This window comes from Dongia rigui (genome assembly GCF_034044635.1).
Taxonomy (GTDB): Bacteria; Pseudomonadota; Alphaproteobacteria; order Dongiales; family Dongiaceae; genus Dongia; species Dongia rigui.
The window spans coordinates 68654-94770 of the sequence record NZ_JAXCLX010000001.1 but is presented as its reverse complement, the minus strand read 5'-3'; the positions used below and the strand labels follow the sequence as shown (position 1 = coordinate 94770).

Sequence of the window (26117 nt, the reverse complement as noted above, 5' to 3'; positions counted from 1 at the left end):
CAACAGTTTCGGGTTTGAAAAATCCTGCCCTGGCACGGGGTCGGGCGGCATTTCTGCGTGCCTAGATAGGTCCTGGGGGCAGGTTTCGGGCTGCGGCCCTCCCATGGACCGGGCGGAGGATGGTCATCTGGCTGCCGGCGCAATCGTCACAGAGGTCGCGCTAGAGTTGCAGCGCCTGAGGGCAAGTTATCGGCAATGAATCCTACGCGGCGCGCAAGAGGCCGTTTGCTGTAAGAATTTATTAACCATATCTAAGATTATAAACACACTTTGACGGTCGGGTTTTTAATTATTACTGTTAACTTCTAATTTTAATCGAATTCGATCAAGGGGGAGGCCGCCTTGCCGACACCAACCACGGCCAGCCAGACGTCCTTCGTTCCCCCTGCCGGCACCAACTATATAGACGCTTTGCTCGCTGGGTCGCGCTGGGGCGGCTCGGTCGGGACGCCGGCCACCATCAGCTACAGTTTTCCGACCGCGAGCTCCGTCTGGGACACCAGCTATTGGGCTTATCCCCCGGGCCAGAACTTTCCTGTCGAGCCCTACGACCCTGACTACCGCGGCTTCACCGCGCAGGAACAAGCCGTTTTCCGTGACGTCCTCACGGCCTATTCGAACGTCGCCAATATCACCTTCCAGGAAATCACCGAAACATCCAATTCGGTCGGCGATATCCGCATCGCCTATTCTGGCATGGTCGGTAACGACGGCGCGGCGGCTTATGCCATCTACCCGGATCCTTCTGATCCCTGGGCACCGTCGATCGGCGGCGATATCTGGGTCAATCCCAATTACGACCCCAATTTGGAGCTGGCGCCAGGCGAGTGGGGCTATTCGACCTGGATGCATGAGCTTGGGCACGCCTTGGGCCTGCAGCACCCCTTCTCGGACGGCGGGGGCAGTTCCGAAGTCGTTCTGACCGGCAACCAGCAGACGCAGATGTATTCGATCATGGGCTATGACCGCAGCCCTTATGCGATGATCGAAGCCTATCAGCTGATGCTCTATGACATCGCGGCGATCCAGTACATCTACGGCGCCAACATGTCGTACCAGGCGGGCGACAACAACTACATGTTCAGCAACACGACCGAGGAGCTGCGCACCCTTTGGGATGCGGGGGGCGACGACACGATCGACGCCTCGAACCAGAACCGAACTGCGACAATCGATCTTCATGACGGTGCCTTCAGTTCCATCGGCATGAAGAACAGTGGCGCCAATGCCCAATTCAACATCGCGATCGCCTTCAACGCCGTGATCGAGAATGCGATTGGCGGTTCCAAGGGCGACACGCTCATCGGCAATGAGATCGCCAACAAGCTGGACGGGCGCGCTGGTGCCGACACGCTGCGCGGCGATGCCGGCGACGATCTCTACTTCATCGATGTCGTGGCGAACGGCACCGGCGCCAGGATCGAAGACACGGTCACGGAACTTGCCAATCAGGGTGATGACACGATTGAGCTGCGCGGCAGCGTCGCCAATGCGGTCGCCGGCACCATTCTGATGGCGGCCAATGTCGAAAGGCTGGATGCGAGCGGGACGGGGGCGACCCGGCTCAATATCACCGGCAATGCATCTAACAACATCATAACCGGCAATGATGCCGATAACATTCTGGACGGGGGCGCAGGGGTGGACAATCTGGTTGGGGGCAATGGCAACGATACTTTCAAGGTCGACGAGTTCGACACGGTCACCGAAGCGCTGAATGGCGGGATCGATACGGTCGAGATGACGGCGACAGCTGCCGACCTTACATTCGATATGCCCGCCACCTACGAGAACGTCGAAAACTTCAAGCTGATGGGAACGAAGGCCGGCGACGTCATCGGCAGTGATGCGGACAACCAGATCACCGGCAACGATGCCATCAACACATTGTCCGGCGCCGGCGGCAATGACACGCTGAAGGGCATGGGCGGCAACGATACGCTGGATGGCGGCGACGACAACGACAGCCTCGATGGCGGCACCGGCAATGACACGATGTCGGGCGGCAATGGCAACGACACCTATTTCGTCGACAACGCCAATGACGTGGTCGATGAAAGTGCCACGGACGGTTATGACATCGTGAAGTCGACCGTCACCTACACGATCTCCGATGGGGTCGAGGAATTCCAATTGCTGGGGACCGCAGCGATCAATGCGACCGGCAGTAACGACGACAACAAGCTGGTCGGCAATGACGGGGCCAACATCCTTGATGGCGCCGGCGGCAATGACGAGATGATCGGCGGCAAGGGCGATGACACATATATCGTCGATTCCCTAGACGACGTCGTCACGGAAACGCTCGGTGCCGGTGGTGGCATCGATACGGTGCGCAGTGCCATCGATTACACCCTCGGCAGCAATGTCGAGAATCTGACGCTGACCGATGACGGGGTTGAGATCAACGGTGTCGGAAATGACCTGGCGAATGTCATCATCGGCAATAGCAGTGACAACAAGCTGACCGGCGTTGGCGGTATCGATACGCTGAAGGGCGGCGACGGCAATGATTATTACAATGTCAATCTCGTCCTGTCCGGTACTGCAGCCAAGATCGAGGACACAGTAATCGAACTCGCCAATCAAGGCGATTACGACACCATCAAGCTGGTGGGCCCGACGCTGAGCAATCTGGTCACGACTTTGACCGTCGGCACCAATATCGAAAACCTCGATGCTAGCGACACGGGTTCGACCAAGCTCAACCTCACCGGCAACGCACTGAGCAACGAACTGACCGGCAACGATGCCGACAACGTACTTGATGGTGGTGCTGGCGATGACACGCTGATCGGCGGTGCCGGCAATGACACATACAAGGTCAGCGAGAAGGACGGATTTGTCGACTTTGTGATCGAGGGAGTCGGTAAGGGTATCGATACTGTGGAGATGACGACCTCGTCGCCCAGCACAATCGACGCCCCGCTCGAATTCCAGATGGCTGCCGATTTCGAGAATGTCGAAAAATTCAAGCTGCTGGGCACGGCCATTGCCAATGTCTATGGCAATGACGAAGACAATGTCATCACCGGCAACGGGGCGGTCAACCAGCTCTTCGGCGAGATCGGCAACGACACGCTCTATGGCGGCGGCGGCAATGACATCCTGGATGGTGGCGCCGACGACGACACGCTCGACGGCGGCATCGGCGCCGACCAGATGTCGGGTGGTGACGGCAACGACACCTATTACGTCGACAATGTGAATGACGCGATCGACGATGTCGACGGCACAGACGACACGGTCTATGCCAGCATCAGCTATTCGATCGAAACTGCCGTCAGTATCGAAAACCTGGTGCTGACCGGGACCGCCGCCAACGGTACGGGCAACATCGAGAACAACAAGATCACCGGCAATGCCGTCGCCAATATCCTCGACGGCGGCGAGGGTGAAGACACGCTGATCGGCGGTGCCGGCAACGACACCTATTTCATCGACGACGACAACGACGTCGTGACCGAACAGGCCAATGAAGGTACCGATACCGTCAAGGGCCGCATCACCATCGACTTCGGCACTGGAAAATTCCTCAACGTCGAGAATATCACCCTGCTCGATGACGCGCAGGATATCGACATCGATGCCACGGGCGACAGTGGCAAGAACGTCATCATTGGCAATATCGGGAACAATGATCTCGATGGTGCCGGCGGCGACGATACGATTGACGGCGGTGCCGGCAGCGACAAGCTGACCGGTGGCGCAGGTATCGACACATTGAAGGGCGGCGCCGGGGACGACGACTATATTGTCAATCTCGTCTTGGCGTCTGGTGCGGTAAAGCTGGAGGACACGGTCACAGAACTTGTCAATGAAGGCGATGAGGATACGATCGAACTGGCGTCCACATCCACGCTTGCGTTGACGAAGGCGACGACGCTGACGATCGGGGCCAATATCGAAGGCTTCGATGCCAGCCAGACGGACAAGACCTGGATCAACATCACCGGCAATGGGCAGAACAACTCGATCATCGGCAATTTGGCAGCCAATATCCTGGATGGCGCGGCCGGCAATGACACGCTCTATGGCGGCGATGGCAACGACACGCTGATTGGCGGCCTCGGCAATGACGAACTCGAGGGCGGCAAGGGCGACGACCTCTATCAGATCGATGAGTCCGATGAGCTCCTCGAAGCGGATGGCGAAGGCATCGATTCCATCGAGCTGACGACCAAGGCGGCCGGCTACACGCTGCAGATGGATGCGTTCTTCGAGAATGCCAAGGTGCTGGGCACGCTGGCGACCAACGTCGCGGGCAATGACGAGAACAACGTCATTACCGGCAATGCCGCAGCCAACACCCTGTCGGGCGGTATCGGCGACGACACGCTGGATGGCGGCGCCGGTAACGATATTCTCCTGGGCGGTATCGGTGACGACACCTATGTCATCGACAGCCTAAAGGACAGCGTCGATGAGACGGGTGGCGATGGCATCGACACGGTCAAGGCCAGCGTGACGCTGACCCAGGGGTTCGATGATGTGGAGAACTATACCTATACCGGCACGGCGGCTTGGACCTTCACCGGCACTGACGACGATAACCGCCTGGAAGGTGGCACCGGCATCGATAAGCTGACGGGCGGCATCGGCATCGACACGCTGATCGGCAATGCCGGCGATGACATCCTGGATGGCGGCGAAGGCGAAGATACGATGACCGGCGGTGCCGGCAACGATACCTATTTCGTCGACGATAGCGCGGATGAGGTCAATGAACTTGCCAATGGCGGCATCGATACCATCAAGAGCCTGGTGGATATCGACCTCGCCAGCGGCAAATACGACAATGTCGAGAACATCACACTGCTGGACGAAACTCCCGGTGTTGGCAGCAATCTCAAAGGGGAAGGCACCGGCAGCGCCAATATCATCATCGGCAATAGCGGCGACAATCTGCTGAGCGGCGGTAGCGGCAACGATACGCTGGAGGGGCGGGCTGGTGAAGATGTACTGGTCGGCGGTGAGGGTGTGGACATCCTCAAAGGCGGCGCCGGTGACGACACCTATGAGGTGCTGCTGGTCCAATCCGGCACGGCGGCAAAGCTTGAAGACACGATCAGCGAAGAGGCCAATGTCGATACCGGCGACAAGCTGGTTCTGAAAGGCACTGTCGCCGCGACGACCGCCACCACTATTGTCCTGGCGGCGGGATTTGAAAACCTTGACGCCAGCGATGCGAATGTCGCCAAGCTCAACCTCACCGGAAACGCGGCCAGCAATTTCATCACCGGTAACCTGTTCGACAACACCATCGACGGCGGCGCCGGCGATGACACGCTGCAAGGCGGTATCGGCAACGACATCCTGATCGGCGGTGCCGGTCTTGACGCGCTGGAAGGCGGCGATGGCGACGATATCTATCGCGTCGACGAGAATGATTCGACGACTGAGCTGGCTGGCGAGGGCACCGATACCGTCGAGATGACGGCGACCAAGGCGGGGCTCTCTTTTTTCGTCGCGGACGACGTCGAGAACTTCAAGCTGCTCGGCACCTTGGCGGGGAATGTCGAGGGTAATGGGCTCGACAACATCATCACCGGGAACAGTGCCGTCAACACGCTGAAAGGCGGCATCGGCGACGACACGCTGGATGGCGGCGCCGGCAACGATATTCTCCTGGGCGGTGCCGGTGACGATATTTACGTCATCGACAGCCTCAAGGACAGCGTCGATGAGACGGGTGGCGATGGCGTCGACACGGTGAAGTCCAGTGTCTTGCTGACGACGACGCTGCAGGGCATCGAAAACTACACCTATACCGGCACGTCCGCCTGGGCCTTCACCGGCACCGACGGGGTAAATCGCCTGGAAGGCGGCTCGGGCGCCGACACGCTGAATGGCGGCATCGGCAACGATACGCTGGTCGGGAATGCCGGCAACGACATCCTGGATGGCGGCCTCGGCAATGACACGATGAAGGGTGGTGCCGGCAACGACACTTATTTTGTCGATGACGCGGCTGATGTGGTGACCGAACTTACCAATGAAGGCGTGGATACGATCAAGAGCCTGGTCTCGGTCGTTCTTGGCAATTATCTCAACGTCGAAAACCTGACGCTGATGGATTACGGGGTCGGGACCGGAGACAACCTCAGCGGCGAAGGCAGCGACGGCGCCAACCTCATCATCGGCAATAGCGGTGACAATGCGCTGAACGGCGGCATTGGCAATGATACGCTGGAGGGCTGGGCCGGTAACGACACGCTGACCGGCGGTGCAGGAATCGACATCCTGAAAGGTGGTGCCGGCAGCGACGCTTATGAGGTCAATTTGGTCCTGTCTGGGACGTCGGCAAAGCTCGAAGATACCGTGACAGAAGATGCCAATCAGGGAACGGCGGACAAGCTGGTGCTGACGGGCACTGTCGCCACGACGACGGTGACCAGCATCGTCCTCGCGGCGACGCTCGAGGATCTGGATGCGAGCCAGGCGAGTGTCGACAAGCTTAACCTCACCGGCAACACCTCTAACAACGTCATCACCGGTAACCAGCTCGATAACATCATCGATGGCGCCGCCGGGAACGATACGCTGCAGGGCGGTGACGGTAACGATGTCCTGATCGGTGGCATCGGTACCGATACGCTGGAGGGCGGCGACGGTAACGACACCTACCGGATCGACGAGAGCGACAAGGTCACCGAAGTGATCGGGAAGGGCATCGATACGGTCGAGATCACCTTGACGACGAAGAACAACGCCGGTGTTGACGATTACCTCAGTATCGAGAACCTCACGGTGCTCGGGACCCGCGCTGCCGATATCTATGGCAATAATGCCGACAACAAGCTGATCGGCAATGCGGCCGCCAATTCCTTGTATGGCGAGGGTGGCGACGACTGGCTGGATGGGGGCCTCGGCAACGACACCTATACCGGCGGTGCTGGCAATGATGTGTTCGTCTTCGACAATGTCAATGACAAGATCGCGGTGGGCGACGGCGAGGCGGGGGATACCGTCATGCGCGCGTTCGTGTCGAACCAATTTGTCGGCGCGATCGAGAATTACGGCTATACCGGCGCGTCCGCCTGGACGTTCACCGGGTCGGGGAATGCCAACGTGCTGACCGGCGGTACCGGCATCAACACGCTCAATGGTGGCGGCGGCAACGACACGCTGACCGGCAACAAGGCCAACGACATCCTGGATGGCGGCATCGGCAATGACGCGCTGAAAGGCGGTGCCGGCAACGACACCTATTTCATCGACGCTGCGGCCGATACGGTGACCGAACTTTCCGACGAGGGCGTGGATACGATCAAGAGCCTGGTGTCGGTCGTGCTTGCCAATTATCAGAATGTCGAGAACGTGACGCTGCTGGATACGGGGGTTGGGACCGGGGCCGATCTCACAGGCGAAGGCAGTGGTGTCGCCAATGTCATCATCGGCAACAGCGGCAACAATGTGCTGAGTGGCGGCGACGGCAATGATACGCTGGAGGGCTGGGCCGGCAACGATAAGCTGACGGGCGGTGCGGGGATCGACATCCTCAAAGGCGGTGCCGGCAACGATACCTATGTGGTGGATCTGGTCCTGTCCGGGACGGCGGCGAAGCTGGAAGACACCGTGATCGAAGACGCCAATCAGGGAACGGCGGACAAGCTGGTGCTGACGGGAACCCTCGCCACGACGACGGCCACCAGCATCGTCCTTGCAGCGACGATCGAGGATCTCGACGCGAGCCTTGCGCTTGTTGCCAAGCTCAACCTGACGGGCAACAACTCGAACAATGTCATCAGCGGTGGCGTTCCAGACAACATCATCGACGGCGGTGCCGGCAACGACACCCTGAAAGGCGGGGGCGGCAATGACATCCTGATCGGCGGCATCGGTGCCGATTCGCTGGAGGGCGAGCAGGGCGACGATACCTACCGGATGGACGAGAGTGACACGATGTTCGAAGAGGTCGGCGAGGGCATCGACACAGTCGAGATTACCTTGACGACGAAGAACAGCGTCGTGCTCGACGACTATTTCAATGTCGAGAACCTGACGGTGCTTGGTACCCGCGCTGCCGAGATTCATGGCAATATCGTCGACAACAAGCTGATCGGCAATGCGGCTGCCAATTCCCTTTATGGCGAAGGTGGCAACGACTGGCTTGACGGCGGTCTCGGTAACGACACCTTTACCGGCGGCGATGGCAACGATGTTTTCGTGCTCGACAATGCCAAGGACACCATCACGGACGCCGAACTGGGGGACACGGTCATTCGGACGTTCGTGTCGACCCAATTTGTGGGCGCGATCGAGAATTACGGCTATACCGGCGCGTCTGCCTGGACGTTCACCGGATCCGGGAATGCCAATGTGCTGAGCGGCGGCACCGGCATCAACACGCTCAATGGCGGCGGCGGCGACGACACGCTGACCGGCAACAAAGCCAATGACGTGCTTGATGGTGGGACCGGCAATGATCTCATGACCGGCGGCGCCGGCAACGACACCTATCATGTCGACAGCGCGGATGACGACATTGTCGAGGATGATGCCGTCGGGTCCGGCATCGACACGATCCTGGCATCGGTCGATATCGACCTCGCCGATTATGCCAATGTCGAGAATGTCACTTACAAGGCGTTCGACGCCGAGGCTGAACTGAAGGGTAATTCGCTCAACAACATCCTGAATGCCGCGGCGGTGAACTTCGCCCAGACTCTGGATGTCCTGACCATCGATGGCGGGGACGGCAACGATACGATCACCGGCAGCAAGTTCGACGACAACCTCATCGGCGGCAAGGGGATTGATACCTTGATCGGTGGCGATGGCCACGATGAACTGACCGGCGGTATTGGCAACGACATTCTGCAGGGTGGGGCGGGTAACGACCACTATCATGTCGAACTGGCGCAGAATGGAACCGGTGCGACGGCCACGGCTGTGCTCGAAGACACCGTGACGGAACTGACGGGGGCCGGGACCTATGACACCATCGAACTGCACAATGCCAATGCGGTGGTGCTGACCAAGGCGACGACGCTGACAGTCAATGCCAATGTCGAGAACTTCGACATCCACGACACCGGCACACTGCTGCTGAACGTGACCGGCAACACGCTCGACAACGAAATCACCGGCAACAACGCTGCCAATGCCCTAGATGGCGGTGCCGGCAATGACTGGCTGTTTGCCGGCGGCGGCAACGATACGCTGATCGGCGGCGCCGGCAATGACTGGCTGATCGGCGATGACGGCAACGATACGCTGACCGGCGGCGCCGGCAACGATACGTTCACCTTCTATGACCCCACCATCAGTGAAGGCAACGATATCATCACAGATTTCAACAAGGTGCAGGACTTTCTGGCCTTCCATGAAGTGATCGATCTCAACGGCAATCACAACGGCAGCATCATTGATGAGATCGATGATGCAATCTTGAGCATTCAGGATCTCGGTGTGGGAAAGGATGTCATCATTACGTTTGATGACAATCACACGCTGACCTTCCAGAAGTTCGGCACAGGCGCCACGGGACTGACGTCGATTACGGATATCTTGAATGAATCCCATATAGTGATGGCGACTTGATCGACTGAACCGGACGGAACGACGCCCTCCCCATGACGGCGGGGAGGGTGTTGTCATTTCAGAGCGTCGGCTTCAGGTGTTGGCGACTTCGATATAGACAATGACCTTGTCGACCTTGGTGCCGTCGCTCGACAGCGGCAACAGGAGGGTTTCGCTGTCTTTGAGCAATCCGCTGCCGGAGGGCTTCTGCTCGGCGTCGTAGACGACGCGATGTTCGTCGATCACCAGGCGATAGTTTTCCAGCACATCGCCCAGCGACGTGCCATGATAGGCCTCGACGACGGTCTTGCCGGTAACGTCGGCTTGGCGCAGGGCGACGGAGCGGGAGCCGACCAGGCGGTAGACCAGGCGGCGCGGGTTTTCGAGCACGTCGACGATGATGATGCCGGGCAGCCAGCGCTTCATGTCGATCGGATCGAGATCGGCGCGCGACGGCATGGGACGATTGCCGCGCTTTTCGTTCCAATAATTGTAGAAGCCGGCCAGCAACGGGGAACAGGTCGTGAGGAACCCAAGCGAGGTCGAGCGGCGATAGTGACCCGATGCGGATTCTTCGCCTAAGGATGATTTCTGGTCCGGCCGGGCGATATCAAAGATGGTGGGATCCAATTGCTGCACGTCAGGCATCCATGGCAGCTGAATGCTCCAGGGCGCCGGTCAGTTGTCCGAGGCCCGTCTCCAGCTCATCCAGCATGATACCGAGCACGCGGTTCTCCACCTCGGCGATCCGGCATTGGCCGGTGACGGTCGCTTGATCGTGTCGTGGCGGGCGATGGCGGCGCGCCGGCAGATAGACGACATTGGGTGCGGTCCGACGAATGGCGCTTTGGCTGATCATTTCCAGCCGGCAGACAGCCTGGGCCGGTAGATCGGTCAGGCCATGCGCCGCGTCGGCGGCAACAAGCAGGGCCGCGGCAGCCTTGATCAGTCGTTCATCCGCATCGAGAATTGTGTCGCTGATCAGTGTCATGTCACGCTGCACGACTTCCTGCATGTCACTGGAGAGCGACGGCAGGAGCGGGCGCAGCCTGTCGTTGAGGCGCGGCCATTCCAGCGCATAGGCTGCCTGAATCTCGCGCAGACGGCGAAAGTTCGCCAGAACCTCCATCGCGGTCTCATGCAACGTCTGATCGTTCAACTTCGCCTCGCCGAATGCCAAGAGCCGACGGATGCGTCGCTCGCATGTCCGAGCATCGGTCAGGAAACAGAATAATCCTTTAACGCCGCACCGATTCGGCCGGAGAAATCGCCGTCGGCACACACGCGAGGTGCCGTTTCGCGACCAATTTCTGCCGGAACGTCTGATTATTGCCACTGACACCGGGTGTCCGTTAATCGCGCGGTGACGGGCCGGCTTGGTAAATGAAATGTTAGTGCCCGCTGCCGGTAGCGTCTGCTGCGATCGACGCCGTGGCGATTAGGCATGTGTTGTTGAGAAGAGGCCGACCGGCGGGCGCCGGTCGGCTGAGGTCACAGACAGAGGTCGTTCTGGAGTATCAGTGGGCGTGCTCGCAAGAGACGTCCGGATTCATGTCGGCGAAGACACCTTTCGGGTTCTTCTTCCAGGCCCAGACATGAAGCTCGTAAAATGCCGGCAGGCCATAGCGATTGGGCGTGTTGGTGAAGCTGAACAACTGGCCACCGAGATTGGCCGGGCCTTTGGTGGCGATGTATTCAACGGCGACCAGCTTCATTCTGCCGTCCTTCATCGGCTCGTACATCACGGCTTCGGGCTTATCGAGTTCGACCGTGTCGTTGATGAGGTTGGCGTTGACGTAGTGGACGCCCATGGCGCCGCCTTCAATGCCGCTGGTGCAGGGAATGGGGGCGTAGCCTTCCTTCACCGCGACCTTCATGTCTTCGAAGCGGGAGTTGGCCTTGCGGACCTGGTCCGGCAGGTTGCCGCCGTCGGCAGCGAGGGCGCAGGCGGCGCTGGTGAAGAACAGGGCGGATGCGGCGAGCCGCGCGATCGTCGTGTGTTTGCTCAACTTCAAATCTCCCGATGTTGTTCCTGGATGGTGAGCCGGGAAGCTAGGCGCGGCCGCATCAAGGGACATCGGGATACTTCCCCATTTTTTCTGAGGCCGCTCATGGGTCGGATTGCGCGACGAGAAGACAGTTGCAGGCGTGTCGGAGAATCGGTAAAACAATCGCAAATGCGAATCATTCGCATAATAGCGATGCCCGGATGGGGGCGCCGCTATCATTCATGTAGCGAGCCTGCACCGCCCGTCGGTTCCAGCAGGGCCAGCCAAGAGCACTCTTTCTTGATGGCGCCCTGGGGGACATATGTTGACGCGAACGGTATCGATTGTTGCGACCTTGATTTGCGGGCTGGCAGGGCCTGCATTGGCTGAACAACCCGCCGGATCCGGCGCCAATTCACAGGTGGCGCAGGATGGCGGCGCGACACCGCCCACGGAAGATCCGGCAGCCGCGCCGGCGGAAGAGCCGATCTTTCTGGAGCCGCTGACGGTCACCGGCACGAAGCTACCGACGCCGCGCAATGAGGTGCCGGCGACAATCGACGTGATCAGCGCCGAGGACCTGGAGCGCAGCCAGCCATCGACGCTTGGCGACATCCTGAACGATCTGCCTGGCGTGGAAGTGGAGGGCGGTCCCAAGGGATCGCAATCGCAGCCCAATATCCGCGGCTTCGGCGGTACCGGCTGGGGTTCGAACCGCGTCGTCACCACGATCGACGGCGCGCGGCAGAATACCGGCGCCGCCCATGGCGGCAGCATGTTCATCGATCCGGACGTGCTGAAGCAGGTTGAGGTGCTGAAGGGCACTGGCTCGACACTTTACGGCAGCGGGGCGATCGGTGGCGTGCTGGCGCTCACCACAAAGGATGCCGAGGATTTCCTGGATGATGGCGATACCTTCGGCTTCAAGGTGAAGGGGGGCTTCCATTCCGTGAATGACGAATGGCTGAGCAGCACGACGCTTGCGTACAAACCGGTCGAGCAGGTCGATTTCCTCGGCAATTTCACCTATCGCAATGGCGACGATTATGAAGGCGGCTCGGGCCGGAACATTGAGCACAGCTCGACCGATATCCAGAACGGCCTGGTGAAGCTTGGCATCAATCCCGCCGAAGGGCACCGCCTGGAACTGTCGGGGCTGATCTTCTCGGATGACGAAGACATCTTAGGCACGGATGTCGACAACGCCAATTTCGAGTACAGCGCCGATCACGAGATACGCAAGAGCACGGCGACAGCACACTACAGCTTTGACAGCCCCGATACCGATCTGGTCAATCTGCAGGCGACGCTCTATCGCGATGACACCGACATCAGGGATGACGGGAAGGATTACGACCGGGTCACGAAAACCGACCTCACGACCACCGGCTTAGACCTCTTCAACACGGCCGAGTTCGACACCGATTGGGCGCAACACGCCTTCACGCTGGGCACCGAGTATTATCATGATGCCGGCGAAGGTCGCGTCAATGGTGAAAAGCAGGGGCAGAATCCGGACGCGACGCAGGACGTCGTCGGCATCTATGCCCAGTATTCGATGAAGCTGTTTGATCAGCTCACCATCACGCCGGGCCTGCGCTGGGACTATTACCAGACCAATCCGGAAGGCAGCGACTTCGACGACCGCAATGATGACCGTCTGTCACCCAAGGTCGGGATCAACTGGCAGCCGCTCGAATGGGCGTCGCTCTATGGCAGCTATAGCCAGGGGTATCGCGCGCCATCGATCCGCGAAATGTACATCAGCGGTACTCATTTCGCGATCTTCGGGCCGTTCAACAACGTGTTTGTGCCGAACCCCAATTTGAAGCCGGAATCGACCGAAACCTGGGAGGGTGGCATTCGTCTGGATTTCGAAGACGTCCTCATGGCCCATGACTCGCTGCGCTTCAATGCGGCCTACTACAATACCGACGCCAAGAACTTCATCGATGGCGATGTGACGATGGATTTCGGTACCTTTACCTTCACGACGACGCCGGTCAACGTGCCGCGGGCGGAGATCGAAGGTGCCGAGATCAGCCTCGCCTATGATTCCGACTATGTGTTCTTTGGCGGCAGCTATGCGCGCATCCGCGGTGACAACAAGACGGATGACGAACCGCTGACCTCGATCCCGGCGGACAAGCTGATGCTGACCATCGGCGGCAAGATCCCGGCACTCGACCTCAGTGCCGGCATCACCAACGAGATCGCCTGGGCGCAGGACCGCGTCGCGGATGAGACTCTCGCGGTCGATGGGTATCACGTCGTCGGTTTGTTCGCGAGTTGGGTCCCCGATGAGGGGCCGCTGGCCGGGTTCCGGGTCGATGCCGGTATCGAAAACCTGTTTGACAATTCCTATGAGCGCTATCTCGCCCTCGAAGAGGCGCCAGGGCGCGATTACCGGGTCGCCGTCAGTTATTCGGCATCATTCTAAACAAGGGAGCAGGGCCTATGTCCGCCACCGAACCAACCAACTCGTCGCCGAACCCGGACTTGCGGAACGACATCGCGCGGCGTTGGGCGGCATCAAAAGCGACGACTCCGCATTTGCGGGCGCGCGAAGCCGCTGAGCAGCTGGGTATCAGCGAGGCGCAATTGGTGGACAGCCAGGTCGGCCAAGGAACGCTGCGATTGAAGACGGATTGGCCGGCCTTCTTCGCGGCCCTGCCGGGTCTCGGTCGGGTCATGGCGCTGACGCGCAATGAGGAAGCGGTCCACGAGCGCCGCGGCACCTTTGAACCGGCAAGCTTCGAAGGGCATGTCGGCCTGGTCCTGGGGCCGGATATCGATTTGCGCATCTTCCTCAGCCATTGGCGCTTTGCTTTCGCCGTCGAGGAGAGCGGGCCAAAGGGTGTGCGTCGCAGCCTGCAGGTCTTCGACGCGGAAGGTGTCGCGGTTCATAAGATCTATGCCGAAGAAACCACGGACATCGCGGCTTGGCAGGCATTAGTTGCCAACCTGGCGATGGAGCTTAGCGTGGCGCCGCTGGTCGTCGAACCCAAGGCGCCGGAGAAGCCCAAGGTCAACGCCGAGGTCGATCGTGACGCGTTCCTTGCCGAATGGGCGGCGATGCAGGATACACATGAGTTCTTCGGTTTCCTGCGGCGACATAAGATCGAGCCGACAGACGCCTTCCGTCTGGCTGAGGGCCGCTTCACGACGCGCTTGTCGACACAGGGGACAAATGACTTGCTGGTAGGGGCCTCAAGCGGCGGCGTGCCGATCATGGTCTTTGTCGGCAATCCTGGCCTGATCCAGATCCATACTGGTCCGGTGAAGCGGATTGAGCGCATGGGGCCGTGGCTCAATGTGCTGGACCCGGAATTCAATCTGCATCTGCGCGAGGATCGCATCGCCGAGACCTGGCTGGTGCGCAAGCCGACGGTTGACGGCGTCGTGACATCGGTCGAGGTCTTCAATGCTGAAGGTGGCCGTATCGGCACCTTCTTTGGCAAGCGCAAGCCGGGCGAGCCGGAACTTGAAGCCTGGCGCAAACTTGCCGAAGGCTTGGCGACGAATCCCGGTGCACCCCTGGCCGGGGCTGCCTGAACATGGGGACTTTCAAAATCGGCCGGCGCGCATTTCTGATCGGTGCAGGTCTCGTGGCGGCAATGCCGACGGGCCGTGCGCGGGCGGCGGCCAAACGGATTGTTTGCGCGGGCGGGGCGATGACCGAGATTGTCTTCGCCCTGGGCCATGGCGACAGCGTGGTAGCGGTCGATACGACGAGCTGGTTCCCCTATGAACGGGTGAGCAAGCTGCCGAAGATCGGCTATCTGCGCATGCTGGCGGCGGAAGGGGTGCTGTCGACGCAGCCCGATCTGATCCTGGCCGATCATGATGCCGGGCCCCCGGACGTCATGCGGCAATTGCAGAGCATGAAGATCAACCTGCATCAGTTCGATGAGAAGTCGACGGCGGAAACGGTCGGCGCCAAGATCAATTTCGTCGGCGATGCACTAGGCGAGACCGACAAAGCGCGTGAGGTTTCGACGGCTTATGAATCGGATTTGCAGACCCTGCAGGTTGCGGTCGGCAAACTGACGGCCAGGCCGAGTGTGCTGTTCTTGCTCAACGCAGCCTCCAACGGTTTGCGCGGGGCGGGTGCCGGTACCGGCGCCGACGACATCATTCGCCTGGCCGGTGGCAGCAATGCCTTTGCTGCGGCCAGGGGCTATCAGTCGGTGTCGCCGGAATCGGCACTGACGGCCGATCCAGCCTTTATCCTGCTGATGCAGGAGACGCTGGACGAGATGGGGGGCATTGAGCAGGTGAAGGCCTTGCCTGCCTTGGCCCATCTCAAGGCCGTTGCTGAGGGCCGGATTATCGCCCTGCATGGCAGTTATCTGTTGGGCTTCGGCCCGCGCACGGCGCATGCGGCCTGGGAATTGGCTGCGCAACTGCATCCGAATGAGGCCCTGCCGGCCCTGCCGAAGCGGCCATGGCTCGGCACATGACGGCTTGGGTGCTGGCCCGGGCCGGATCCGCCGCTGGGCGAGGGTCGGTGGTGCCGCTGCTGCTTTCCCTTGCCGTTCTGGGCAGTCTCGTGCTCGCCCTTCTGATCGGCCCCACCATGATCGTCCCTGGCGACGTGTGGGACAGCCTGGCGACTGCCCTTGGATCGAAGGCGGCGATGGTCGATGAAATGACGGCGCGCGTGGTCCTGGATCTGCGATTGCCCCGCGCGCTGATGGCGGTCATGGTGGGTGCCGTGTTGGCTGGTGGTGGCGCCATCACGCAGGGGCTGTTTCGCAATCCGCTGGCGGACCCTGGCTTGATCGGCGTTTCGGGCGGCGCGGCGTTGGCAGCGGCAAGCTACATTGTCTTTGGTGCAGCTTTGCTGGGGCAGAGCGGGGCAGCGCATTATCTTGCGATGCCGATCATCTCGTTCTGCGGTGGGTTGGCAACGGTTGCCATCATCCGGCGCCTGTCGATCCAGGACGGGCGCACCGATGTGGCGACGATGTTGCTGGCCGGCACGGCGATCAATGCCGTTGTCTTTGCCGGTATCGGCTTGCTGACCGTCATCAGCGATGATGCGCAATTGCGTTCGATCACCTTCTGGACATTGGGCAGCCTTAGCGGGGGCGGATGGAGTTCGCTCGCCATAGTGATGCCGGTCGGACTGGCGACGGTCGCCGCCGGTTTTCTCGCCGCACGCGTGCTTGACGGCATGATGTTGGGAGAGGCCGAGGCCTATTGCCTGGGCTTTCGCGTCGAGACGGCCAAGCGGTTGCTGATCTTCTTCGTCGCGGCAGGCGTCGGCGCCTGCGTGTCCTTCACCGGGTTGATCGGCTTTGTCGGCATCATCGCCCCCCATATGGCGCGCGTGCTGCTGGGGCCGATGCACCGGGGCCTTATTGTGGCTTCGGCACTGATGGGCGGCCTGCTGCTGGTTCTTGCCGACACATTGTGCCGGACATTGATCGCGCCGGCCGAGCTGCCGATCGGTGTCATTACCAGCCTGATCGGCGCGCCGGTTTTTCTCGCCCTGCTGCTCAGCCGGCGGCGGATGGGACGGCTATGATCGTTGCGGATCGGATATTTCGCCGGGCCGGCGGCTTGCGGGACCTCTCCTTTGCGCTGGGGAGCGGTGGCGTAACGGCGATCATCGGCGCCAACGGTGCCGGCAAATCGACATTGCTCGAGATTCTCGCCGGGCGGAAAAAGGCCGATGCCGGCCGGGTGATCTTTGCCGATCGCGAGATCGGCGATTGGGATGTGCGGATGCTGGCGCGCCAGCGCGCGTTCCTGCCGCAATCGGCTGATGTCGCCTTTGATGTCGCGGTCGACGATCTGGTGGCGCTGGGGCGGGCACCCTATCCGGAAGAGGGTGCCGCCGCTGAGGCTGAAGCGGTTGAGGCGTCCCTTATATCGGCGCAGGCTGGGCATCTCAGTGGGCGTCGTTACCACCGGCTGTCGGGCGGCGAGCGCCAACGCGTGCAACTGGCGCGGGCGCTTGCGCAGGTCTGGCGGCGAAACGAGGGAGAGCCGCGCCTGCTCATACTCGACGAGCCCACGGCAAGCCTCGATCCCGGACATCGGTTGTCGATCATGCGCATGCTGCGCGGGCTGTCGGCCAGTGGGGTGACCGTGCTGCTGGCGCTGCATGACCTCAATGACGCCGCGCGCTTTGCCGATCATGTGCTTTTGTTGCACGAAGGACGCCTGCTGGCATCCGGCCGGCCGTATGAGGTGCTGACGCCCGATTTGCTTGCAGAAGCTTATGGCGCGGAGGTCGACATGATGACAGCCGCAGATGGGGCGGCGGTCATTCTTTTTCGCTGACGGATACGGGGTTATTGCTGCGCGGGGCCGGGAACTTTGGCTTGTCGCGTCTGTTTTAGACCGGTGCCAGAGTGAGAGGAGCCGACAACATGAGCATTCGCGAGATCGACTTGAGCCGCAAGCATATCGCCGTCTTGCGCGGCTTGATCCTAAATCCCGCCCATGCGCCGATTGACGGCATGTGCCTTGATGAATTGCGAATGATGGCGCTGATCCAGCCCGTTGGCGGTGGCTATGCCCTCACGGCCGCAGGACACGAGAAATTGCAAGCTGAGTTGATGGCCGCCGACATGCGCGAGCAAACGTGGAGTGCTGGCGCGGCTGTGGCAGCAGAATAAGCGTTCTTCTGGGTTGCGTCAGGCGGCACGTGAAAGCGGTGCCGCCTTTTTCATGCCCTTAACCCAGGAAGAGCTGCAGCAGCAGCCAAAAATTGGCGGCGACGATGACGACGAAAAGGCTCCAGGCAATCGCCTGCAGCAAGAGCGGGCTGGCAAATGGGCCCATGGTCTGGCGGCTGCTTGTGAGGCGGATCAGCGGATAGATCGCGAAGGGCAGCTGCAGGCTGAGGACGACCTGGCTCATCACCAGGAGACGACCGACGGAATCTTCCCCCAGCCACAGCACACCGGCCAGCGCCGGAATGAGGGCAAGGCCCCGGGTGATCAGGCGGCGCTGGTAGCAGGGGATCTTGAGATCGAGAAAACCTTCCATGATGACCTGGCCGGCGACCGTGCCGGTGAAGGTGGAACTCTGCCCCGATGCCAGCAAAGCAACACCGAAGAGGATGCTGGCCGCAGCCGTCCCGGCGATGGGTTCCAGCAGCCTATAGGCGTCCTCGATCTCGGCCACCTCGGTGGCGCCGGTGGCATGAAAGGCGGCGGCGGCCAGGACCAGGATGGCGGCATTGATGAAGAAGGCGAGTGCCAGCGAGAGAGCGACGTCGAGCGTTGCGAAGTTGATTGCCGATTTCTTGGCCGCCTGCGAATTGCCGCTGACGCGGGTCTGCACCACCGAGGAATGCAGATAGAGGTTATGCGGCATTACCGTCGCCCCCAGGATGCCGATGGCGAGGTAGAGCGCATTGGTATCGGTAACGACGATGGGGCTGGGGATGAGCCCTTTGGCGATTTCGATGAAATCCGGGCCGACCAGGACCAGTTCCACCAGGAAACAGATGGCGATGGTGGCGATGAGGCCGAGGACGATGGCCTCCAATCGCCTGAAGCCGCGGCCCTGAAGCCCCAGAACGATGATCGTATCCAGCCCGGTAATGACGATGCCCCAGGCAAGCGGCAGGCCGAACAACAGCTTCAACGCCAGTGCGCAGCCCAAAACTTCAGCGACATCGCAGGCGATGATGGCGATTTCGGCGCAGAGCCACATGAACTTCGCCGTCGCGGGCTTGTAGGCATCGCGGCTGGCACGGGCAAGGTCCTTGCCGGTGACGATGCCGAGCCGCAGGCTCAATGTCTGGAGGACAATCGCGGCGAGGCTTGAGAGCAGGACGACGAAGAGGAGATCATAGCCGAAGCGGGAACCCGCCTCGATATCAGTCGCCCAATTGCCGGGGTCCATGTAGCCCACGGAAATCAGCAGACCCGGACCGGCGAATTTGAGCAGGCGGCGCCAGACGGGGAGCGCCGGATCGATGAAGACGGAACCGCGGACTTCGGACGGGCAGAAGGGGGCGGTGGCGCGGGTGGGGAGTTTGAACATCGCCGCCATCTGGCCTGACCTCCGTCCGGAGATCAAGCCAGTGCGACGGTCGGGGCGACGTGTTTTAGATGGAATCGACCATCACCAATTCGGTGTCTTCAAGGGCCGTCACGCGGATGACCGCTTCGTCCTTGATGGCCAGGCCGTCACGGGCCTCCGCCTTGACACCATTCACCTCGATCCTGCCCGTGGCCGGGACGAGATAGGCGTGGCGCCCGTTACCCAGGGCATATTCGGTCGTATGGCCCGCCTTCAACGTGGCGCCGAGGACACGGGCCTCGGTGCGGATCGGCAGGGCTTCGACATCCGTCTCGTAGCCGCTGGCAAGCGTCACGAAACGGCCGGCGCGATCACCTTTCGGGAAGGGCTTGGCGCCCCAGCTGGGTGCCGTGCCGCGCCCCGAGGGCAGTATCCAGATCTGGAAGATGCGCGTCGTCTCGTCTTCCAGGTTGTATTCGGCATGGCGGATGCCGGTGCCGGCACTCATGACCTGAACATCGCCGGCGACCGTGCGGCCCTTATTGCCTTCGCTGTCTTGATGGCTGATCGCCCCTTCGCGGACATAGGTGATGATCTCCATATCGGCATGGCCATGGGGCGGGAAGCCGCTCTTGGGCGCGATCGTGTCATCGTTCCAGACGCGGAGGGCGCCCCACGCCATGCGGTCGGGATCATAGTAATCGGCGAAGGAGAAATGGTGCTTGGCGTCGAGCCAGCCGTGATGGGCGCCGCCGAGGGAGTTGAAGGGACGTAAGTTGATCATGGCTTTGCTTCCTTGTTCTCGCCGGCTGCTTCGGTTGCGCCGGCTTCGTTCATGGCAACAAGATGGGGCCAATCAATTGTTTCTGAAATAGGCAATGTAGAAACGAGTTGTTGCGTATGGTGCAACAATGGGACTTGCTCTGGGCAGCGCCCGAAAAAACAGGCAGCATGTGCCAAGGGATTGAATCGGGGGCATTTATGTTCAGGCATTGGCTGGGGCTGCTGGGTTTGCTGGCGATGCTGGGGACGAGCGGGTCGGCCCAGGCGCAGACCACGGATGGGCCGGCCGGCCCGCCACCCAAGGTGCAGGAACTGCTGCAACTGCTGGACGACCCGACGGTGCGCGATTGGGTGGCGCAGCAAAAGGCGCCGGACACTGCCCAGGCCGCAGCACCCGCCGCTTCGGGCGATATGATGGCACCCAGCAGCTATATGGACCGGCGCCTAGTCGAGATCCGCCAGCATATCGGCAATCTGGTCATGACCGTGCCGAACATGCCGGCCGAGTTTACGCGGGCGCGCGATATCCTGATGGTCGAGTTCGAGGATCGCGGGATCGTCCAGATTGTGTCGCTGATCGTCGGGTTCCTGGCGCTGGGCTTTCTGGCCGAATGGCTGTTCCGGTACGCGACGCGGGGCCTGCAGCGCTGGATCGTCACCGTGCCGCTGGGGACCGTGGGCGAGCGATTGCGCGCCGCCGGCATCCGCATGTCTTTCGGCCTGGGCCTGGTGATCGCCTTTGCCATCGGCAGCGTGGGCGCTTTTCTGGCGTTCACCTGGCCACCCTTGCTGCGCGAGATCGTGCTGGGTTACCTCAGCGCCTGCCTGGTGCTGCGGATTGCACTGGTCGTCGGGCGTTTCCTCCTGGCGCCAGGCGGTGAACGCTTCCGCCTGGTGCCTATCAATACGGTGGCCGCATGGTTCTGGTATCGGCGCATTACCTTGGCCGTCGGCTGGCTGGCGATCGGCTGGGTGACTGTCGGCCTGCTCGGCACGCTGGGCCTTTCCTTCAGCTCGCGCGTGCTGATCGCCTACATCTTGGGGTTGATGCTGCTGGCGATCGGCATCGAATCGACCTGGCGGCGACCGCCGGCGGCGCTGCACCCTGAGGAACCGCCGGCGCATGACCATGGCCGGCTGACCAACTGGCTGATCACGGCCTATTTCTCTGTGCTGTGGCTGCTTTGGGTCGCTTCCGCCATGCCGACCTTCTGGCTGGGTGTGGCGGTCGTGGGGCTGCCGGCGGCCTTGCGCGGCATGCGCCACGCCGTCAACCACATCCTGCGCCCTGCCGGTGCCGCGAGTGCGCAGGGAAATGTCCGCGGCGTGCCCGAAGTGGCGCTGGAACGGGGCCTCCGCGCCTTGCTGATCATCGCGGCGGCGCTGTTGCTGGCCAAGGCGTGGCATGTCGATCTCATCGCCATGACGATGCAGGATACCTTGGGGACACGCCTGACGCGCGGCCTGTTGAGCGCCATCGTGATTGCCCTGGTGGCCGAGTTCCTGTGGCACTTCGCGCGCGCCGTCATCGATGCAAAATTGTCAGGCACGCAAGCCAACAGCCATATCGACAATGAGGAGGTTCGCCGGCAGGCGCGCCTGCGTACCTTGCTGCCGATCCTGCGCAACGTCCTTTTCGTCATCATCCTGGTCATTGCCCTGCTGATGATCCTGTCATCGATGGGCATCGAGATCGCACCGCTGATCGCCGGTGCCGGTGTCGTCGGCGTCGCGGTGGGCTTTGGTGCGCAGACGCTGGTCAAGGACATCATCAGCGGCATGTTCTTCCTGCTCGACGATGCGTTCCGCGTCGGCGAGTACATCCAGAGCGGCAGCTATAAGGGCACGGTCGAATCCTTCAGTCTGCGTTCGGTGAAACTGCGGCATCATCGCGGCCCGCTCTACACGGTACCGTTCGGCGAACTGGGGGCGGTGCAGAACATGAGCCGTGACTGGGTCATCGACAAGCTGACGATCGGCGTCACCTATGACACGGATCTCGAGAAAGCGCGCAAGCTGATTAAGGAAGTGGGCAAGGAACTCGCGGCCAATCCCGAATACGCGCCGCATATCATCGAGCCGCTGAAGATGCAGGGCGTCGAGGAATTCGGCGATTATGCGATTCAGATTCGCATGAAGATGATGACGAAGCCTGGCGAGCAATTCGTCATTCGCCGCAAGGCTCTGGCGGCCATCCGCACGGCCTTTAACGAGAACGGCATCAACTTTGCGCAGCCAACGGTGCAGGTCGCGGGCGGGGCTGAGCATATAAGTTCGGCGGCCGCCAAGCAGGTACTGGATCTCGCGGCACCAGCAGCCGGTGACGGCTGACCGCTGCCCTTGACTTCCCCAGTCCGACTGGGGCAATAAGACATATTGTATGACAAAAAATGTGCGGGATCAGGCGACGGCTCAGCACAAAGAAAAAACAATGTCGCAACCGGCTGCAACGGCCGGAAGAATGCCGGGAGGATAAAGCGGTGCTCATCAAGCGCGAGGCCGGACGGCCATTTTTGCGGCGCAGCATTCACAGCCAGATACTGAATGAAGTGGGCGAGCGAATCGTTGGTGGCGTGTTCATGCCCGGCGACGTCCTGCCCAGCGAAAATGCCCTGTCGGATGAATTCAAGGTCAGCCGGCCGGTCATGCGCGAGGCGATCAAGGTGCTGGCAGCCAAGGGCCTGGTCGATCCGCGACCCAAGATTGGGACCCGTGTGCGCGGTCGCGAACAATGGAACATGCTGGACCCCGATATCCTCAATTGGAGCTTCGCCTCGCGCGAGGCAGAGCAATACGCGATCCATCTTTCCGAATTGCGGCGCGTTCTTGAGCCCGAGGCGGCGGCGCTTGCTGCCGAACGGGCGACGCCGGCGCAGATTGAAAAGATCGCTGAAGCCTATGCCGGCATGGAACGGTGTCCGGAGGATACCCCCGAACACATTGTCCATGATCTTGCTTTCCATCAGGGGATCCTGGAGGCAACGAACAATCCTTTCGTCAGTTCGACCGGCCATGTCATCGAATCCGCGCTGCTTTTCAGCTTCAAGCTGTCGAGCCAGATCGAAGGTGCGCGTGCGGAAGCTGTGCCGCTGCATGGCGATGTCTTGAGGGCGATCCAGCGCAAGGACGCAGCCGCCGCCCGGAAAATGATGGCGCAACTCATCGACGACGCCTGGGCCGATATTGTCGGGCACATGGCCAAGCGCGATGCCAATCGGCGGGCGCGCACGGAGCGCCAGGGCGGGGAATAGGGCTTTTTTTTGAGAGGATCGTCGGCGTCATCACGACGATCGAAATTTTGCGCACCAATAGATGACCAACGAAAGATATGGAGGAACGACATGAGCTTTCGCGTGAAACTGCTGTCCTTGGCAGCGATCGGCCTGTGCATGAATGCGGGTGTGGCACTCGCTGATACGGCTTCGGCCAAGATTGCGCTTTCCAACAACTACGCTGGCAATTCCTGGCGCCAGGCGATGCTGAAGAGCTGGGAGAAGGTGACCGGCCAGGCGGTGAAGGACGGCGTGGTGGCGGAAGCCTCCGCCTTCACAACCTCGGAAAACCAGGTGACCGAGCAGGCCGCACAGATTCAGAACCTGATCCTGCAGGGCTACAACGCCATCGTCATCAATGCCGCGTCACCGGACGCCCTCAACGGTGCCGTGAAGCAGGCCTGCGATGCCGGCATCATCGTGGTTTCCTTCGATGGCATCGTGACCGAGCCCTGTGCCTGGCGCATCGCGGTCGATTTCAAGCAGATGGGCGCCATTCAGGTCGACTACCTTAACGAACGCATCCCCGATGGCGGCAACGTGCTGGAAATCCGCGGCCTCGCTGGCGTCTTCGTCGACGATGCGATCCATTCCGGTATCGAAGCGGGCGTTGCCAAGCACAGCAAGTTCAAGATCGTAGGTTCAGTCCACGGCGATTGGGCGCAGGAAGTGGCGCAGAAGGCCGTTGCCGGCATTCTCCCCTCGCTTCCCGAGGTAAAGGCTGTGGTGACACAGGGTGGCGACGGTTATGGCGCAGCGCAGGCCTTCAAGGCTGCCGGCCGACCGACGCCACTCATCATCATGGGCAACCGCCAGGATGAACTGGCCTGGTGGAAGGAACAGAAGGACGCCAATGGCTATGAGACCATGTCGGTCTCGATCGCCCCGGGCGTCTCGACGCTGGCCTTCTGGGTGGCGCAGCAGATCCTCGATGGCAAGGACGTGCCGAAGGATCTGACCGTCCCGTTCCTGCAGATCAACCAGGCGGATCTGGAAAAGAGCCTTGAGACCACCGAGAAGGGCGGCGTCGCCAATGTCGAGTATTCGCTCGACGACGCCCAGAAAGTGATCGCAGGCAAGTAATGATGACGGGCGCCGTGAGTGAGACTGTCCATCTGGCGGGTGTTGCCAAAAGCTATGGCGCGGTGCGCGCCTTGGCGGGGGTCGATCTCACGGTATCGCCTGGCGAATGCTTAGGATTGGTCGGACATAACGGTGCCGGCAAGTCGACCCTGATGGGTGCGCTTGCCGGCACGTTGGTTCCCGATAGCGGCAGCATCTCGGTGGGCGGAACGGACATTTCTGCGCATTACAACGTTGCCGCGGCCCATCAGCACGGTATTCGCTGCGTGTTTCAGGAACTATCGCTCTGCCCCAATCTGACGGTCGCGGAGAATGCGCGCATTTTCCACCGCACATTGACGGGGTGGGGGTGGCGTAAGCGGGCTTCGCAGTTGATCGGTGCCAAGCTCGACGAGATTTTCCCGGGCCACGATATCGCGCCTGGTGACATCGTCGGAGACCTCCCGATCGGCCGGCGCCAGATGGTGGAGATTGCCCGTGCCTTCACCGTGACGGATGCGCCGCTGCGGTTGGTCATCCTGGACGAGCCGACCTCGTCGCTCGATGCAGTGACGGCGGAACAGCTGCTGACATTCGTGCGCAGGCAAGTGGCGCAGGGGCTCAGCATCATCCTCATCTCCCATATGCTGGGTGAAATTCTCGGCAGTTCCAGCCGGATCGTGGTGATGAAGGACGGTGCGGTCGTTGCCGCGCGTGAGGCCGGCACTTTCACGCGCGACTCACTGGTCGCGGCAATGGGCACTGTCGCCGAACAGAAACCGGCTCAAGCCACTCCCGGGACCGGATTCCGTCGGGCGGCCGATGCGGTTGTCGATGCCAGACCTGCAGCCCAGCTCGATGATCGGAAGCTGATGGCGCATAAGGGCGAGATTGTGGGGCTTGCCGGCTTGGCAGGGCACGGCCAGACCCGCATGCTGCTGCAGATATTCGCCAATGCCAAGAAACGTTACACCGAGACCAAGGTGGCCGCACCCGTGGCGCTGATCGCCGGCGATCGGCAGAGCGATGGGATCTTTCCGCTTTGGTCGATCGCGGAGAATGTCACGATCGGGTCGCTGGGAAGTATGGTCAAACGGGCATTAATCGACCAGACGGCGACCGAGACGATGGCTGCCGCGTGGCATCGGAAATTGCGGATCAAAACCCCGGATATGAATCATAACATCCTCTCGCTCTCTGGCGGCAACCAGCAGAAGGCTCTCTTTGCGCGTGCACTCGGGTCGAATGCCCAGATCGTCTTGATGGACGACCCGATGCGCGGCGTCGATGTCGGCACCAAGCTCGAAGTCTATGATCTTATCAAGGAAGAGGCGCGCGGGGGTCGGACGTTCCTTTGGTATACGACCGAGATCGACGAGCTTGGCAATTGCGATCATGTCTATGTCTTCCGCAACGGGCAGATTGTCGATGATATTCCCCGGGTCGAATTGACCGAGGATCGGGTCTTGCGCGCTTCGTTCCACGAGGTGGCGTGACG

General features: G+C 61.0%; 16 protein-coding genes. 11 read left to right on the top strand and 5 right to left on the bottom strand.

All coding sequences use genetic code 11. The annotated features are described in order from the left end of the window. Nucleotides 1-342 precede the first annotated feature (342 nt). Nucleotides 343-9546: a M10 family metallopeptidase gene (locus SMD31_RS00405; protein ID WP_320498545.1), complete on the top strand. Its 9204-nt coding sequence runs from the start codon at nt 343-345 to the stop codon at nt 9544-9546. A gap of 72 nt (nt 9547-9618) precedes the next feature. On the opposite strand, the gene SMD31_RS00400 is transcribed toward SMD31_RS00405, so the two are convergent. The 3 genes from SMD31_RS00400 to SMD31_RS00390 all read right to left on the bottom strand — a co-directional run bounded on the left by SMD31_RS00400 (nt 9619) and on the right by SMD31_RS00390 (nt 11534). Next, nucleotides 9619-10164 carry a PAS domain-containing protein gene (locus SMD31_RS00400; RefSeq protein ID WP_320498543.1) on the bottom strand — a complete coding sequence of 182 codons (546 nt, stop codon included), beginning with the start codon at nt 10162-10164 and terminating at the stop codon, nt 9619-9621. Nucleotide 10165: 1 nt separating this feature from the next. Next, complete coding sequence (locus SMD31_RS00395) at nt 10166-10684, bottom strand: hypothetical protein (RefSeq protein WP_320498541.1); 519 nt, start codon at nt 10682-10684, stop codon at nt 10166-10168. Nucleotides 10685-11042: 358 nt separating this feature from the next. Next, a complete protein-coding gene (locus SMD31_RS00390; RefSeq protein WP_320498539.1) occupies nt 11043-11534 on the bottom strand; it encodes a hypothetical protein in 492 nt (163 codons plus the stop codon). A gap of 361 nt (nt 11535-11895) precedes the next feature. On the opposite strand from SMD31_RS00390, the gene SMD31_RS00385 reads away from it, so the two are divergent. From SMD31_RS00385 to SMD31_RS00360, 6 genes are all read left to right on the top strand, one after another. Beyond that, the gene (locus SMD31_RS00385; protein WP_320498538.1) at nt 11896-13953 is read left to right on the top strand and encodes a TonB-dependent hemoglobin/transferrin/lactoferrin family receptor; all 2058 of its coding nucleotides are present in this window, start codon (nt 11896-11898) and stop codon (nt 13951-13953) included. 17 nt (nt 13954-13970) lie between these two features. After that, nucleotides 13971-15068, top strand: coding sequence for a hemin-degrading factor (locus SMD31_RS00380; protein ID WP_320498536.1), 1098 nt, complete (start codon nt 13971-13973; stop codon nt 15066-15068). A gap of 2 nt (nt 15069-15070) precedes the next feature. Then, nucleotides 15071-15976: a heme/hemin ABC transporter substrate-binding protein gene (locus SMD31_RS00375; RefSeq protein WP_320498535.1), complete on the top strand. Its 906-nt coding sequence runs from the start codon at nt 15071-15073 to the stop codon at nt 15974-15976. After that, a complete protein-coding gene (locus tag SMD31_RS00370) occupies nt 15973-17046 on the top strand; it encodes a FecCD family ABC transporter permease (RefSeq protein ID WP_320498533.1) in 1074 nt (357 codons plus the stop codon). Before SMD31_RS00375 ends, SMD31_RS00370 begins: the two co-directional genes overlap by 4 nt. Next, entirely contained in the window at nt 17043-17807 is a 765-nt protein-coding gene (locus SMD31_RS00365; protein ID WP_320498531.1) for an ATP-binding cassette domain-containing protein, read from the top strand. The genes SMD31_RS00370 and SMD31_RS00365 overlap by 4 nt, the downstream gene beginning before the upstream one ends. 89 nt (nt 17808-17896) lie before the next feature. Then, nucleotides 17897-18145, top strand: a complete 249-nt coding sequence (locus SMD31_RS00360; protein WP_320498529.1) for a hypothetical protein — start codon at nt 17897-17899, stop codon at nt 18143-18145. 58 nt (nt 18146-18203) lie between these two features. On the opposite strand, the gene SMD31_RS00355 is transcribed toward SMD31_RS00360, so the two are convergent. Both SMD31_RS00355 and SMD31_RS00350 read right to left on the bottom strand, forming a co-directional pair. Continuing rightward, entirely contained in the window at nt 18204-19532 is a 1329-nt protein-coding gene (locus tag SMD31_RS00355) for an Nramp family divalent metal transporter (protein ID WP_320498527.1), read from the bottom strand. 55 nt (nt 19533-19587) lie between these two features. Continuing rightward, on the bottom strand, nt 19588-20286 hold the full coding sequence (locus SMD31_RS00350) for a pirin family protein (RefSeq protein WP_320498525.1): 699 nt from the start codon (nt 20284-20286) through the stop codon (nt 19588-19590). A 197-nt stretch (nt 20287-20483) separates the two neighbouring features. On the opposite strand from SMD31_RS00350, the gene SMD31_RS00345 reads away from it, so the two are divergent. From SMD31_RS00345 to SMD31_RS00330, 4 genes are all read left to right on the top strand, one after another. Continuing rightward, nucleotides 20484-22616, top strand: a complete 2133-nt coding sequence (locus tag SMD31_RS00345) for a mechanosensitive ion channel family protein (protein ID WP_320498523.1) — start codon at nt 20484-20486, stop codon at nt 22614-22616. Between the two features lie 149 nt (nt 22617-22765). Then, entirely contained in the window at nt 22766-23536 is a 771-nt protein-coding gene (locus SMD31_RS00340; protein ID WP_320498521.1) for a FadR/GntR family transcriptional regulator, read from the top strand. A gap of 90 nt (nt 23537-23626) precedes the next feature. Next, on the top strand, nt 23627-24640 hold the full coding sequence (locus SMD31_RS00335; RefSeq protein WP_320498519.1) for an ABC transporter substrate-binding protein: 1014 nt from the start codon (nt 23627-23629) through the stop codon (nt 24638-24640). A 14-nt stretch (nt 24641-24654) separates the two neighbouring features. Further along, complete coding sequence (locus SMD31_RS00330; RefSeq protein ID WP_320498517.1) at nt 24655-26115, top strand: sugar ABC transporter ATP-binding protein; 1461 nt, start codon at nt 24655-24657, stop codon at nt 26113-26115. Nucleotides 26116-26117 lie beyond the last annotated feature (2 nt).

Excerpts from the sequence above, each read along its gene's own strand:
- SMD31_RS00380 (WP_320498536.1), top strand. The coding sequence starts at position 13,971 with ATGTCCGCCACCGAACCAACCAACTCGTCGCCGAACCCGGACTTGCGG.
- SMD31_RS00375 (WP_320498535.1), top strand. The coding sequence starts at position 15,071 with ATGGGGACTTTCAAAATCGGCCGGCGCGCATTTCTGATCGGTGCAGGT.
- SMD31_RS00370 (WP_320498533.1), top strand. The coding sequence starts at position 15,973 with ATGACGGCTTGGGTGCTGGCCCGGGCCGGATCCGCCGCTGGGCGAGGG.
- SMD31_RS00365 (WP_320498531.1), top strand. The coding sequence starts at position 17,043 with ATGATCGTTGCGGATCGGATATTTCGCCGGGCCGGCGGCTTGCGGGAC.
- SMD31_RS00360 (WP_320498529.1), top strand. The coding sequence starts at position 17,897 with ATGAGCATTCGCGAGATCGACTTGAGCCGCAAGCATATCGCCGTCTTG.
- SMD31_RS00355 (WP_320498527.1), bottom strand. The coding sequence starts at position 19,532 with ATGGCGGCGATGTTCAAACTCCCCACCCGCGCCACCGCCCCCTTCTGC.
- SMD31_RS00350 (WP_320498525.1), bottom strand. The coding sequence starts at position 20,286 with ATGATCAACTTACGTCCCTTCAACTCCCTCGGCGGCGCCCATCACGGC.
- SMD31_RS00345 (WP_320498523.1), top strand. The coding sequence starts at position 20,484 with ATGTTCAGGCATTGGCTGGGGCTGCTGGGTTTGCTGGCGATGCTGGGG.
- SMD31_RS00335 (WP_320498519.1), top strand. The coding sequence starts at position 23,627 with ATGAGCTTTCGCGTGAAACTGCTGTCCTTGGCAGCGATCGGCCTGTGC.